This is a genomic window from Modestobacter sp. NPDC049651 (genome assembly GCF_040659695.1).
Taxonomy (GTDB): Bacteria; Actinomycetota; Actinomycetes; order Mycobacteriales; family Geodermatophilaceae; genus Modestobacter.
Genome location: NZ_JBFAOG010000003.1, coordinates 182433 through 196093, shown reverse-complemented (window position 1 = coordinate 196093; position 13661 = coordinate 182433). Strand labels below are relative to the sequence as shown.

General features: G+C 74.7%; 14 protein-coding genes. 7 read left to right on the top strand and 7 right to left on the bottom strand.

Annotated features, from left to right (window positions below; all coding sequences use genetic code 11):
* Positions 1–35: 35 nt before the first annotated feature.
* A complete protein-coding gene (locus tag AB0J00_RS06505; RefSeq protein WP_357741898.1) occupies positions 36–1742 on the bottom strand; it encodes an ATP-dependent DNA helicase RecQ in 1707 nt (568 codons plus the stop codon).
* Positions 1743–2480: 738 nt separating this feature from the next.
* Here AB0J00_RS06505 and AB0J00_RS06500 point away from each other — a divergent pair.
* From AB0J00_RS06500 to AB0J00_RS06470, 7 genes are all read left to right on the top strand, one after another.
* The gene (locus AB0J00_RS06500) at positions 2481–2876 is read left to right on the top strand and encodes a TOBE domain-containing protein (RefSeq protein WP_357741895.1); all 396 of its coding nucleotides are present in this window, start codon (positions 2481–2483) and stop codon (positions 2874–2876) included.
* A 40-nt stretch (positions 2877–2916) separates the two neighbouring features.
* On the top strand, positions 2917–3705 hold the full coding sequence (gene modA / locus AB0J00_RS06495; RefSeq protein WP_357741893.1) for a molybdate ABC transporter substrate-binding protein: 789 nt from the start codon (positions 2917–2919) through the stop codon (positions 3703–3705).
* Positions 3702–4499: an ABC transporter permease gene (locus tag AB0J00_RS06490; RefSeq protein WP_357741890.1), complete on the top strand. Its 798-nt coding sequence runs from the start codon at positions 3702–3704 to the stop codon at positions 4497–4499. Before modA ends, AB0J00_RS06490 begins: the two co-directional genes overlap by 4 nt.
* Complete coding sequence (locus tag AB0J00_RS06485) at positions 4496–5545, top strand: ABC transporter ATP-binding protein (protein WP_357741887.1); 1050 nt, start codon at positions 4496–4498, stop codon at positions 5543–5545. The genes AB0J00_RS06490 and AB0J00_RS06485 overlap by 4 nt, the downstream gene beginning before the upstream one ends.
* A gap of 150 nt (positions 5546–5695) precedes the next feature.
* Positions 5696–6271, top strand: a complete 576-nt coding sequence (locus AB0J00_RS06480; RefSeq protein ID WP_357741884.1) for a nucleotidyltransferase family protein — start codon at positions 5696–5698, stop codon at positions 6269–6271.
* A gap of 21 nt (positions 6272–6292) precedes the next feature.
* A complete protein-coding gene (locus tag AB0J00_RS06475; protein ID WP_357741881.1) occupies positions 6293–6709 on the top strand; it encodes a molybdenum cofactor biosynthesis protein MoaE in 417 nt (138 codons plus the stop codon).
* Positions 6710–6864: 155 nt separating this feature from the next.
* Positions 6865–8457, top strand: coding sequence for a SpoIIE family protein phosphatase (locus tag AB0J00_RS06470; RefSeq protein WP_357741878.1), 1593 nt, complete (start codon positions 6865–6867; stop codon positions 8455–8457).
* Between the two features lie 7 nt (positions 8458–8464).
* On the opposite strand, the gene AB0J00_RS06465 is transcribed toward AB0J00_RS06470, so the two are convergent.
* From AB0J00_RS06465 to AB0J00_RS06440, 6 genes are all read right to left on the bottom strand, one after another.
* Positions 8465–8671: a hypothetical protein gene (locus AB0J00_RS06465; RefSeq protein ID WP_357741875.1), complete on the bottom strand. Its 207-nt coding sequence runs from the start codon at positions 8669–8671 to the stop codon at positions 8465–8467.
* Between the two features lie 10 nt (positions 8672–8681).
* Positions 8682–9707, bottom strand: a complete 1026-nt coding sequence (locus AB0J00_RS06460) for a hemolysin family protein (RefSeq protein WP_357741872.1) — start codon at positions 9705–9707, stop codon at positions 8682–8684.
* A complete protein-coding gene (locus tag AB0J00_RS06455; RefSeq protein ID WP_357741869.1) occupies positions 9704–11083 on the bottom strand; it encodes a hemolysin family protein in 1380 nt (459 codons plus the stop codon). Before AB0J00_RS06455 ends, AB0J00_RS06460 begins: the two co-directional genes overlap by 4 nt.
* Positions 11084–11153: 70 nt before the next feature.
* Positions 11154–11393, bottom strand: coding sequence for a MoaD/ThiS family protein (locus tag AB0J00_RS06450; protein WP_357742365.1), 240 nt, complete (start codon positions 11391–11393; stop codon positions 11154–11156).
* Between the two features lie 2 nt (positions 11394–11395).
* Positions 11396–12448, bottom strand: coding sequence for a GTP 3',8-cyclase MoaA (moaA, locus tag AB0J00_RS06445; protein ID WP_357741866.1), 1053 nt, complete (start codon positions 12446–12448; stop codon positions 11396–11398).
* A gap of 131 nt (positions 12449–12579) precedes the next feature.
* Positions 12580–13509, bottom strand: coding sequence for a hypothetical protein (locus AB0J00_RS06440; protein WP_357741863.1), 930 nt, complete (start codon positions 13507–13509; stop codon positions 12580–12582).
* Positions 13510–13661: the final 152 nt, after the last annotated feature.

The window sequence follows — 13661 nt, the reverse complement described above, 5'->3', positions numbered from 1 at the left end:
GGGCGGGCCGATCCCGCAGGTCGAGACGGCCCGGTTCACCCGGCCGTGCGCTCGGCGAGCAGGTGGTGGTCGATGACGGCCTGCAGGCCCAGCGTCTTGTAGCCGACCTCCTCGAACAGGACGACGATGCGGTCGTCCTCGTGGCGCATGACCAGGCCCGGCCCCCACTCGGTGTGCTCGACGGCCATGTCCACCGGGAACGGGTGGTCGGCGTCGGCGGTGTGCTGCTCCTGCGAGAGCCCGGCGCTGCAGTTGTCGCAGTTGCCGCACGGCTCGTCGAGCTGCTCGCCGAAGTAGCCGAGCAGGAACTGCCGCCGGCAGCCGGTGGTCTCGGCGTAGCCGCGCATCATCTCGATGCGGCTCTCGTCGACCCTGATGTGGTGCTCGGCGAGCTCGCGGGCCGCGGCGGCCGCCTCGCCGGGGCTGGGCGCGTCGGCGGCGGGCACGGCGTGGCCCTCGTCGTCCAGGACGACTGCGCCGGCCTGCTCCAGCAGGTTGAGGTCGCGCACCAGCGGCGTGGCCGGGCGGCCGGTCTCCTCGCGCAGGTCGGCGATGTCCACGCCGTCCAGCCCCGCCTCGACCCCGGCCTTGACCAGCCCGGCGACCTGCTGCAGCTCCTCCTCCGGCGGGGCGCCGGCGGCGAAGAACTTGCGGATGCCGAGGTCCTCCTGCCGGTACACGAGGACGGCGAGCGCGGGCTCGCCGTCCCGGCCCGCGCGGCCGATCTCCTGGTAGTAGCTGTCGATGGAGTCCGCGGGCTCGGCGTGGACGACGAAGCGGGTCTCGGGCTTGTCGATGCCCATGCCGAACGCGGTGGTGGCGACCACGACGTCCAGCTCGTCGTCCATGAACTGCCGCTGGACCTCCTCGCGGTCGCTCTTCTTCAGCCCCGCGTGGTACGCGGCGGCGCGCAGCCCGCGGCCGGCGAGCTCCTCGGCGAACTCCTCGGTGCCCTTGCGGGTCGCGCTGTAGAGGATCCCGGTGCCGAGCTTCGCGAGCTCGGTGACCCGGTCCAGGATGGCGTACTGCTTGTGCTGGCCGTCGGGCTGCTGCTCGACCTCCAGCCGGATCTCCGGGCGGTCGAACCCGGCGACGATCACCTCGGCGTCGTCCATCTCCAGCCGCTCGACGATCTCCGCGCGCACCGGCGGGGCGGCGGTGGCGGTGAGCGCGAGGACGGTCGGGTGGCCCAGCTGCTGGACGACGCCGCCCAGCCGCAGGTAGTCGGGGCGGAAGTCGTGGCCCCACGCGGAGACGCAGTGCGCCTCGTCGACGACGAACAGCGCCGGGCCGGCGTCCCGGATGGCGTCGACGACCTCGGGCCTGGCCAGCTGCTCGGGCGCGAGGAAGACGAAGCGGACCGTTCCGTCCTGCAGCTGCTCGAGCACCTCCCGCTGGCGGCCGTCGGACAGGCTGGAGTTCAGCAGCGCGGCAGCGCCCACCTTGTCCGCGCCGATGTCCTCGAGCCGCTGGACCTGGTCGCGCTGCAGGGCGATGAGCGGGGAGACGACGAGCACCGGGCCGTCGACCAGGGTGCCGGCGATCGTGTAGACGGCCGACTTCCCCGCACCGGAGGGCAGCACGGCGAGGGTGTCGCGACCGGAGAGCACGGACTGCATGGCCGCCTCCTGGCCGGGCCGGAACTCCTCGAAGCCGAGGAGCTCGCGGGCGGCCTCACGGATGCGGCGGGTGCGCACCGACGCGGACCCGCCGGCGGGGTTGGTTGTGCTCTGGGCTGTCACCGACCCCGTCTGCCCGGCGCCCCTGATCGACAAACGACCCTAGAAATCCAAGGTTGTGCAGCCGCCGTTTCGCATGCGCGCCCAGAGTGCAGGGCCGGGCATCAAGTCGCCGGTGGCTCGCTGGGTGCCGACGGCCGCCAGGCGGTCATATCGCGGGTGGACTACGAGAGACATGTCGTCGTGTCGCGCGGTGCATCGCCAGGCCTCCCACACGGATGCTGGGTAGCTGTTGCTAGACGGCACCACTCGCACGGTCCGCACGACTTCTGCCTGGGCGACTCGAAAGGCGAGCCCGTCCCCGGGGCAACACGAGGAGTCCGGGTCCGGGCTGAGTGCCGTCGGGTCCACCGCCACCTCGTAGATCGCCGCATCCGCGTTTGAAGTGTTGGCGACGCTGCGGGCGTAGAGGTGACAGAAGTCCGGCCACGTGCTCACGTATACCCAGTTGCGGTCAATGAAGCTGAGACCGGGGTTTCCGCCGCCGCGAACCTCGGCATTCAAGCGGGCGCGCCGGATGGGGTCGTCCGCGGTTCTGAGGTTCAAGGGTGTCAGGCGGGTCCCTGGCTCAAGTCCGCCGGTGCCGCCGTGGAAGTAGCGAACGGCCGCAGGGGAAGTCGTGCTCATGTTCGCTCTATCGGTTCCGCACCGGCCGCCGGATCGGGCCGTGCGGCGAGCACTCGCTCGAACTGATGGGCCGGGAGGGCGTTCGCATCGAACAAGCGGCCCTAGAGTGCGGCGGTGCCCACGTCCTACCGGATCGCCGAGGCGGCCGCCCTGCTCGGCGTCAGCGACGACACCGTCCGCCGCTGGATCGACTCCGACCGGCTGGCCGCGACCCGGTCCGCCGGCGGGCCCGCGCAGGTCGACGGCGCCGACCTGGCCCGGGTGGCCACCGAGCTGCACGAGGCGCCGCAGCCGGGCGCGACCCGCTCGTCGTCGGCGCGCAACCGGTTCACCGGGATCGTCACCGGCGTCGTCCGGGACACCGTGATGGCGCAGGTGGAGATCCAGGCGGGGCCCTTCCGGGTGGTGTCGCTGATGTCGCGCGAGGCGGCGGACGAGCTGGGCCTGGAGGTCGGCGTCCGGGCGGTCGCGACGGTCAAGGCGACCCAGGTCAGCGTCGACGTGCCCTGATCTCCGCAGTTGCGGTCGTCAGTCGGCTAGTGTCCCGCGCATGCGGAAGCCGCTCGGTGTCCTGCTCGCGCTGCCCCTGGTCCTGGCCGGGTGTGGGGGCTCGTCGACGGACGACGGTGCGGCGGGCGCGGCGTCGTCGTCGGCCGACGACGTGACCGGCAACCTCACCGTGTTCGCCGCGGCCTCGCTGACCGGGGTGTTCGGCGACCTCGGCAAGCAGCTGGAGCAGGAGCACCCCGGGCTGACGGTGACGTTCAACTTCGCCGGCAGCCAGGCGCTGGCCACCCAGCTCACCCAGGGCGCCCCGGCCGACGTCTTCGCCTCGGCCAACCAGGCGCAGATGGACGTCGTCACGAAGGCCGGCCTGCCGGCCGCGGAGCCGACGACCTTCACCGAGAACGCGCTGGAGATCGCCGTGCCCAAGGGCAACCCGGGCAAGGTCACCGGGCTGGCCGACTTCGCCAAGCCGGACCTCACCCTGGCGGTCTGCGCGCCGAGCGTGCCCTGCGGCGCGGCGGCTGAGCAGGTGTTCAACGCGGCCGGGATCACCGCGCAGCCGGACTCCGAGGAGGAGGACGTCAAGGCGGCGCTGACCAAGGTGCAGCTCGGCGAGGTCGACGCGGCGCTGGTGTACGCGACCGACGTCGAGGCGGCCGGCTCGGACGTCGAGGGCATCGAGTTCCCCGAGGCCGGGAAGGCGGTCAACACCTACCCGATCACCACGCTGGAGGCGGCGCCGAACGCCGCGGCCGCGAAGGCGTTCGTCGACCTGGTCGAGGGTCCGGAGGGGCAGCAGGCGCTGCAGGCGGCCGGGTTCCGCGCGCCGTGAACCGCCGGGTCCCGCTGCCGCTGCTCCTCCCGGCGGCGATCGGCACGGTCTTCCTCGTCCTGCCGCTGGTCGGGCTCGTCGTCCGGGCGCCCTGGTCGGACCTCGGCTCCCAGCTCACCGCGCCGGGCGTCGGGACGGCGCTGCGGCTGTCGCTGGTGTCCGCGACGCTCGCCACCGCGGTCTCGTTGGTGCTGGGCGTGCCGCTGGCGTGGGTGCTGGCGCGGTCCACGGTGCCGGGCCGGTCGGTGCTGCGCGCGCTGGTGACGGTGCCGCTGGTGCTGCCGCCGGTGGTCGGCGGCGTGGCGCTGTTCCTGGTGCTGGGCCGGCAGGGGCTGGTCGGGCACTGGCTGTACACGCAGTTCGGGTTCACGCTGCCGTTCACGACGACCGCGGTGGTGATCGCGGAGACGTTCGTGGCGATGCCGTTCCTGGTGGTCAGCGCCGAGGGTGCGCTCCGCGCGGCGGATGCCCGGTTCGAGGACGCCGCCGCCACCCTCGGGGCCGACCGCTGGACGACGTTCCGCCGGGTGACGCTGCCGATGGTCGCGCCCGGGGTGGCCGCGGGCGCGGTGCTCTGCTGGGCGAGGGCGCTGGGGGAGTTCGGCGCGACGATCACGTTCGCCGGCAACTTCCCGGGGACGACGCAGACGATGCCGCTGGCGGTGTACCTGGCGCTGCAGAGCGACCCGGAGGCGGCGATCGTGCTGTCGCTGGTGCTGCTGGCGGTGTCGCTGGCGACGCTGCTGCTGCTCCGGGAGCGCTGGCTGGGTCGGTCGCGGGTGGCCGCGGCATGACGCTCTCGGCGCACGTGGTCGTGGACCGCGGGCCGCTGGCGGTCGACGTCGAGCTGGCGGTGGCGGACGGCGAGGTGCTCGCCGTGCTCGGGCCGAACGGGGCCGGGAAGTCCACGCTGCTGCGGGTGCTCGCCGGGTTGCTGCGTCCGTCGGCGGGCTCGGCGGTGAGCGTCGACGGCGAGGAGTGGGACGGCGCCTCCCGGCACCTGCCGGCGCACGAGCGGGCGCTGGGCATGGTGTTCCAGGACCACCTGCTGTTCCCGCACCTGTCGGTGACGGAGAACGTGGCCTTCGGGCTCCGCTCGCGGGGCGCGCGCCGGGCGGCGGCGCGGGCGGCCGCGCTGCCCTGGCTGGACCGGGTGGGGCTCGCGGGGCTCGGCGACCGGCGGCCGGGGCAGCTGTCCGGCGGGCAGGCGCAGCGGGCCGCGCTGGCGCGGGCGCTGGTGGGGGACCCGCGGCTGCTGCTGCTGGACGAGCCGCTGTCGGCGCTGGACGCCCGCACCCGGCTGACCGTGCGGGCGGAGCTGCGCCAGCACCTGGCCGCGTTCGGCGGCTCGACGGTGCTGGTGACGCACGACCCGGTGGACGCGATGGCGCTGGCCGACCGGGTGGTGGTGGTCGAGGACGGCCGGGTGGTGCAGTCCGGCACGCCCGCCGACGTCGCCCGGCGTCCGCGCACCGACTACGTCGCGCGGCTGGTCGGGCTGGTGCTGCTCCCGGGGGTCGGCGCCGGGACGTCGGTCGCGCTGGACGGCGGGGGAGCGGTGGCGGTGGCCGAGCCGGTCGAGGGGCCGGTGTTCGTGGCGGTGCGGCCGGAGTCGGTGGCGCTGTACCTGTCCCGGCCCGACGGCAGCCCGCGCAACGTCTGGCCGGCGCAGGTCGTCGCGGCGACGCCGCACGGGTCGGTGGTGCGGTGCGACCTGGCCGGTGAGGTGCCGCTGACCGCGGACGTGACCGCGACGTCGTTCGCCGAGCTGGGCCTGGCCCCGGGCGTGCCGGTGTGGGCGACGGTCAAGGCCTCCGAGGTCGCCGTCTACGCCCGCTGACGTCCCTCCGCTCCCGGCGCCTGACCCCGCACCGCTTTCGGCGCCGAAAGCGGTCCCGCTTTCGGTGCCGAAAGCGGCCCGGTTTGTCGGGACAAACCGGCCCGGTTCGTCGCGAGGAAGCGGGAGGGGGGCGTCTGGGAGGGTGGGGGAGTGAGTTCCGACCACCCCGTCGCCGGGCTGGTGCTGGCCGCCGGCGGCGGCCGCCGCTACGGCATGCCCAAGGCCCTCGTCGAGTACGAGGGGAGCCTGCTGGTCGAGCGGGCGGTCCGGACGGCGGTCGCCGTCTGCGACCCGGTGCTCGTCGTCCTCGGCGCGCAGGCGGTCGACGTCTGGCGGCAGGCCGACCTCACCGGCGCCACCGTGCTGGCGAACGAGGACTGGGAGACCGGCATGGCCGGCTCCCTCACCACCGGGCTGGACGGCGCCCGCGCGTACCCCGGCCGGATCGACGCCGTCCTGGTCACCCTCGTCGACATGCCCGGCATGACCCCGGCGGCGCTGGAGCGGATGGCCGGGCACGCCGCCCCGGATGCGCTCGCCGTCGCCACCTACGACGGCGTCCGCAGCCACCCGGTGCTGCTCGGCCGCGACCACTGGGCCGGTGTCGCGGCCACCGCCACCGGTGACGAGGGCGCCCGTCGCTACCTCCAGCAGCACGACGTCACCGAGGTCGACTGCACCGGCCTGGCCGATCCGGCGGACCTGGACACCCCGCCCGCCCGCTGAACCGCAGGTACCGTCGACGGCGTGGAGCTGCTCGCCCGGGTCACCGAGGAACCGCTGAGCGTGGTCGAGCACGAGGCCGCCGTCGCCGACAAGGCGGCCGGCGCCGTCGTCTCGTTCTCCGGCGTGGTCCGCGACCACGACGGCGGCCGGTCGGTGACCGAGCTCGAGTACGTCGGCCACCCGACGGCCCCCGAGCTGATCGCCGAGATCGCCGCCGAGTTCGCCGCCCGCCCCGACGTGCAGGCGGTCGCCGTCTCGCACCGGGTCGGCCTGCTCGCCATCGGTGACGTCGCGCTCGCCTGCGCGGTCAGCGCCGCGCACCGCGGCCAGGCGTTCGCCGCCTGCGCGGAGCTCGTCGACGAGGTGAAGGCCCGGCTGCCCATCTGGAAGCGGCAGGTCTTCACCGACGGGCAGGAGGAGTGGGTCGCCTGCCCGTGAGCAGGTGACGCGGAACGCTCCCGGGTCCCGGGAGCGGTTCTTGCCCGGCGCGTCCGGGCCGTGACATAACTGTGCAGCCGGACTCGACACAGCGGGACGGCGCTGGCTCGGGCGTGCTGCCGCGGGACGGACGACGACCGTGGGAGGGCCACTCCGTGGCGCAGGACCGGAGCACCGAGGTGCTCGATGCCGTCCCGATCGGCATCATGCGGGTCGACCGGGAGTGGCGGGTCACCTACCTCAACCCGTCGGGTGGCGCGGTCGTCGGCTACACCCCCGCCGAGTTGGTCGGCCGGGACTACTGGGACGCCTTCCCGGCCAACGTCGACGGCGCCTTCGGCCCGGCGTTCCGCGAGATCATGCGCACCCGGCAGGGCGCCACCGTCGAGGCCTGGTACCCCGAGCCGCTCAACGCCTGGTTCGAGGTGCAGACCGTCCCGGAGGACGACGGCGGGCTCGCCTTCTACTTCACCGACGTCACCGAGCGGCGGATGGCCCAGGACAGGCTGGCCGTCCTCGCCGCCGTGAGCGCCGAGGTCGCCGGCGAGATGGACGTCGCCAAGGCCACCGCCCGGATCCCGCAGCTGCTCGCCCCCGCGCTGGCCGACTGGTGCATCCTCACCCTGCTCGACGACGACGGCCGCCCCCGCGACGTCGGCTGGTGGCACCCCGACCCGGTGAAGCGGCCGGCGCTGGACCGCTACGCCACCATCCGGATGAGCTCCCTGCCGGCGAGCGCGCCGATCATGCGGGTGCTGCGCGGCGAGGAGGCGGTGGCCGCCGCGGCCGCCGGCGTCTACGACGTCCTGCCCGAGGGCGGGACGCGCGCCGCGCTGATGGAGCTGGCGCCCCGCCACGGCGTCGCGATCGCGCTGCGCGGCCGGGCGCGGACGCTGGGCGCGCTGACCCTCTGGTACGACGGCGGCGAGCCGTCGGAGCCGGTGCTCGACACCGCCCGCGAGGTCGCCGAGCGGCTGGGGCTGGCGCTGGACAACGTCCGGCTGTTCCACCAGCAGCGCCAGCTCGCCGAGGAGCTGCAGCGCAGCCTGCTCACCGGCGCGTTCGAGCACCCGCAGGCCGAGATCGCCGTCCGGTACACCCCGGCCGCCGAGGCCGCCCGCGTGGGCGGCGACTGGTACGACGCGTTCCTGCAGCCGTCGGAGGCGATGATGCTGGTCATCGGCGACGTCGTCGGCCACGACACCGCCGCCGCGGCGGCGATGGGCCAGCTGCGCGCGCTGCTGCGCGGCATCGCCAGCTACAGCGACGCCGGCCCCGGCGAAGTGCTCCGCGGGCTGGACGCCGCCATGGCCCACCTGCGCCTGGGCACCTACGCGACCGCCGCCGTCGCCCGCCTCGAGCAGACCCCGGACGAGGCGGCCCGCGGCGTGACCCGGATGCGCTGGAGCAACGCCGGGCACCTGCCGCCGCTGGTCATCCACCCCGACGGGACCCTCGCGGCGCTCGCCGAGTGGAAGGGCGGGCTGCTGCTCGGCGTCGACCCGACGTGCGTGCGCACCGAGCAGGTGGTCGCGCTGACCGCCGGCACCACGGTGCTGCTCTACACCGACGGGCTCATCGAGCGCCGGGACAGCGACCTGGACGAGGGCGTGCGGCGGCTGCGCGCGGCGGCCGCCGACCTGGCCGGCCGGTCACCCGACGAGCTGTGCGACGAGCTGCTCGACCGGCTGGTGCAGGGCCGCCCCGACGACGACGTGGCGCTGGTGGCCATCCGCCTGCGGGGCTGACCGCCGCTCAGCTGGTGCGGCCGCCGTCCCCGCCGTGCTGCCGCCGGGCGGCCTCCTCGGCCGCCGCGCGCTCCTCCTCGGCCTCGCCCTCGAGCCGGCGGGCCTCGCCCGCGGCCTCGGCGGCGGCGTCGCCGTGCGACTCGCCGTAGACCTCCTCGGCCCGGCCGAGCAGCTCCTCGGCCTTCGCCCTGGCCTTGTCGAACAACCCGCTCATCGGCTTCCTCTCACCGGTGCACCTGGTCGCGGATCTCCCCGACCAGCTCCTCAAGGATGTCCTCCAGCGCAACCACGCCGACGACCACCCCGTCCTCCTCGACCGCGGCCAGCTGCGCGCGGCGGGCCTGCATGGTCTGCAGCGTGCCCCGCAGCGCGGTGGTGACGTCGACCCGGGGCAGCGGCCGGACGACGTCCGCGACCCGCACGTCGGGCTCCCCCGGCGCCACCAGGACGTCCTTCACGTGCACGTACCCGGTCATCTCGCCGCCGTCGAAGACCGGGAAGCGGGAGAAGCCGGTGCGGGCCGCCAGCCGCTCCACGGCCGGGCCGTCGGCGTCCGGCGCCACCCCGGTGATGTCGGCCAGCGGGATGAGCACCGCGCGGGTGTCGCGCTCCTCCAGCGACAGGGCGCCGGTGAGCAGGTCGTGCTCCTCCGCCGGGAGCAGCCCGCCCTCGCGGGACTCCTCGATCAGCGCGGCCACCTCGTCCCGGGTGAACGAGCTGGTCACCTCGTCCTTGGGCTCGACCTGCATGAGCCGGAGCACCCCGGTGGCGACGGCGTTGAGCGCGACCAGCACCGGCCGCAGCACCGTGACGATGCCGGCCAGCGGCGGGGCCAGCAGCAGCACCGCGCGGTCGGGCCCGGCCAGCGCCAGGTTCTTGGGCACCATCTCGCCGAGCACCACGTGCAGCCCGACCACGAGCAGCAGCGCGATCGCGAACGAGACCGGGTGCACCAGCGCGTGCGGCAGGTGCACCGCCTCGAACACCGGCTCCAGCAGGTGCGCGACGGCCGGCTCGGACACCGCACCCAGCAGCAGCGACGCGACCGTCACGCCGAGCTGCGCGCCGGCGAGCATCACCGAGACCCGCTCCATCGCGGCCAGCGCGGTGCGGGCCCGCCGGGAGCCGGCCTCGGCCAGGGGCTCGATCGACGAGCGGCGCGCGGAGATCAGCGCGAACTCGGCCGCCACGAAGAAGGCGTTGGCCGCCAGCAGGACGACGGTCAGCGGGATCCCGATCAGCGGGCTCACGACTGCGGCTCCTCGTCCTCACCGGTGGGCAGCGCGCTGACCAGCACCCGGTCGGCCCGGGCGCCCTCCACGCGCTGCACCAGCACCCGGACGCCGCCCAGCGGGCCCTCCAGCTCGTCGGCGAACTCCGGCGGGGCCACCAGCTCGGCGGTCACCTCGTCGCCCTCCTCGGGCACCCGGCCCAGCAGGTGCAGCACCAGCCCGCCCATCGTGTCGTAGTGCCGGTCGGCGGGGACGGCGAGCCCGGTCAGCGCGGTGACCTCGTCGGGCCGGAGCAGCCCGGACACCGACCAGGTGCCGTCGCCGAGGTCGACCACCTCGGTGTCGGCCTGCTCGTCGTGCTCGTCGGTGACCGCGCCGACCAGCTCCTCGACCAGGTCCTCGACGGTGACGACGCCGCTGGTGCCGCCGTACTCGTCGACCAGCACCGCCATCTGCAGGCTGCCGCCGCGCAGGTCGGTGAGCAGGTCGTCCAGCCGGCGGGAGGTGGGCACCTCGAGTGCCCGCACCATCACCGACGCGACCGGGACGGCGTCGCGCTCGTCCCGCGCCACGGCCAGCGCGTGCTTCACGTGGACCACGCCGCGGACGTCGTCGATGTCCTCCTTGGCGACCACGGGGAACCGGGAGTGGCCGGTCTCCCGGGCCGCGGTGAGCACCGCGGCGACCGGGTCGTCGTCGTGCACCGTGGACATCTGCACCCGCGGGGTGGCGACGTCGCTGGCCCGCAGGTCGCCGAACGCCAGCCCCCGCTGCAGCAGGCTCGCGGTGGCCGCCGGGAGCGTGCCCACCTGCCCGGACCGGCGCACCAGCGAGCTGAGCTCCTCCGGCGAGCGGGCCGAGGCGAGCTCCTCCTGGGGCTCGATCCCGAACAGCTTGCGCAGCAGCGCGTTGGCGGTGCCGTTGAGCAGCCGGATCAGGGGCGCGGTGGCCCGGGTGAACCCGCGCTGGAAGCCCGCGACCGTCTTCGCGGCGGCCAGCGGGTCGGCGATCGCCAGGTTCTTGGGCACCAGCTCGCCGAACACCATGGTCAGCACGGTGGCCAGCACCAGGCCGAAGGTCACCGACACCGAGCGGGTCGCCCCCTCGCCCAGCCCGATCGCGCCGATCGGCCCGCGGACCAGGTCGGCGATCGAGGGCTCGGCGACGAAGCCGATGGCCAGGTTGGTCACGGTGATGCCGACCTGCGCGCCGGACAGCTGGGTCGACAGGGACCGCAGCGCCGCGAGCACGCTGCCGGCCCGGCGGTCACCCGCCGCGGCCGCGCGCTCGACGGTCGGCCGGTCGACGGTGACCAGCGCGAACTCGAAGGCGACGAACGCCGCGCACGCCAGCAGCAGCACGACGGCGACCAGCAGGAGCAGCCAGGCGGTCATGCGCGGGACCCGCCGTGGAGGTGACCAGGTGTCTCAGGATGGTGAGGCAACGAGCTCACAGGGAGAAGGATCAGCCTCCGGCGAAGGGGGGCAGCACGTCGACCGTGGCCCCTGGTTCGAGCACCAACGAACGGTCGCGGGTCTGTGTTCCGTCGACCAGGAACGAGCAGGCGGTGAGCACCCGCTCCAGCCGCTCGCCGTGCGCGTCGACGATCTGCCCGACCAGCTCCTGCAGCGACCCGGCGTCCCGCGTCTCGGTGTCGACGCCGACCGCGGCGCGGGCCCCGGCGAAGTACCGGACGGTGACCACGCTCAACCCCCGATCGCGGACATCGGCCGGCTCGGCTGCAGGAACGACGGGTCGTCGATGCCGTGCCCGGGCAGCTTGGTCAGCGTCGCGATCCGCCAGCGGTCGGCGAGCTCCTGGTCGGTGGCGCCCTCGCGCATCGCCGTCCGCAGGTCGCTCTCCTCGCGGGCGAACAGGCAGTTGCGGACCTGCCCGTCGGCGGTGAGCCGGGTGCGGTCGCAGGCGCCGCAGAACGACCGGGTCACCGAGGCGATCACCCCGACGGTGGCCGGGCCGCCGTCGACCAGCCAGCGCTCGGCCGGGGCGGCCCCGCGCGCCTCGGTGTCCGGGGTGAGCGTGTGCGCCGCGGTCAGCCGCTCGAGGATGTCCTCCGCGGTGACCATCCGGCCGCGGGTCCAGGCGTGGTGGGCGTCCAGCGGCATCTGCTCGATGAACCGCAGCTCGTAGCCGTGCTCCAGGCAGTAGTCCAGCAGCGGGACGGCGTCGACGTCGTTGAGCCCGTGCAGCAGGACGGCGTTCACCTTCACCGGGGTCAGCCCGGCGTCCTTCGCGGCCTGCAGGCCGGCGAGCACGTCACCGAGCCGGTCGCGCATCGTCAGCTGCTTGAACCGGTCGCGGTCCAGCGTGTCCAGGCTGACGTTGATCCGGTCCAGGCCCGCCTCGGCCAGCGCCGGCGCCATCCGGGACAGCCCGATCGCGTTGGTGGTCAGCGACACCTCGGGGCGCGGGGCCAGCGCGGTCGCGGCGGCCACGATGCCGGGCAGGCCCGGGCGCAGCAGGGGCTCACCGCCGGTGAACCGCACCTCGCGGATGCCCAGGTGCTCGACGCCGATCCGCACCAGCCGGGAGACCTCGTCGTCGGTGAGCTGCTCGACCTTGGGCAGCCACTGCAGGCCCTCCGGCGGCATGCAGTAGGTGCAGCGCAGGTTGCAGCGGTCGGTCAGCGACACCCGCAGGTCGGTCGCGACCCGGCCGTGCCGGTCGACCAGCCCACCGGTGCCCGGTGCCGGCGCCGGGGGGCGCAGCCGCGGGTAGGGGAGGGGGCTGGAGGTCGTCACGGTCCCGAGGTTACTGACGTCGGCGACGGTCGGCGGCCCACAACCGGAGCCGGGACGGTGGGCTTCCGCACGTGCGGAGCGCGCCGGCCGCTCCCGCCGCACGCGCGGGGAGGGCGGCCGGCGCGGCAGCGTCAGCCGCCGATCGGCGCGGGGTCGACCGGGTCGGTGGGCACCGGCAGCGAGCCGCGCACCTGGTTCTGCGCCTGGCACTGGCTGGTGCAGTTGGTGGCCCCGGCGGACAGCTCCACCGCGTCCTCGCCGAGCACGCCGCCCATCCGGCCGCCCGGGGTCACCGTCCAGCGGGACCCGGTCGCGGTCTGCAGCGTCCTCGTCGCCACCTGCGGGCTGTCCTTGCCCAGCAGCATCTGGTGCGTGGCGTCGGCGTCGACGCCGTTGCCGAGGTTGACCTTGCCGGTGAAGGCGTTGACGAAGTAGAAGACGCCCGGGCCGAGGGTGTGCACGACCTCGACCGGCCCGCCGAACTCCGGCTCCATCTGGAAGATGCCGCCCTGCGGGGCGTCCTTCGCCTGCACCTTGAGCTTGCCGGCCGCGGTGGCGAAGGTGACGACGAGCGTGTCGTCGCGCAGCTCCAGCCGGTCGATCCGCACACCGCGCAGCTGGGCGGCGGTCAGCTGCGGCGTCTTCGCCGCGAAGACGACGGTCGGGGCGGTGACCATCCGCTGCGGGTCGGGCGCCCCGGTGAGCGTGTAGTCGCGGACGCCCAGGGTGGCCGGGTCGATGGTGAAGCCGACGTGCACGCCGCGGACGACGACCGGCGCCGTGGGGGTGACACCGCTGAGCTCGAGGTCGCGGCCGCGGGCCGGGTTGCCCGTCGCACCGTTGACGGTCACCGCGAAGTCGCCGGGGGTGGCCGGGGCCGCGGCGGTGGTGCCGCGGTCGTCACCGGCCGCCCCGTCGTCGCCACCGCCCCTGGCCGCGGCGACACCGGGGACGAGCGCGAGCGCGGTGGTGAGGGTCAGTGCGGCCAGCAGGCGGCGGGAGGAGCGGGTCACGGAGGCCTCCGGGAGCAGGATGATCACCGTGCGTGTGCGACGGCTCACGCATTGGTTCATGAAACGTCAAATACCGCCAGCGTCGTTGGAGGAGTCAACGAGCCGCGGAAACCGCCGGACGAAGTCGCCGGACCTTGCTACGTTGCACCGGCCACCCGAGGGTCCGGCGGGGCGTCCCCCGCACTCGCCTGTGGCCAGGA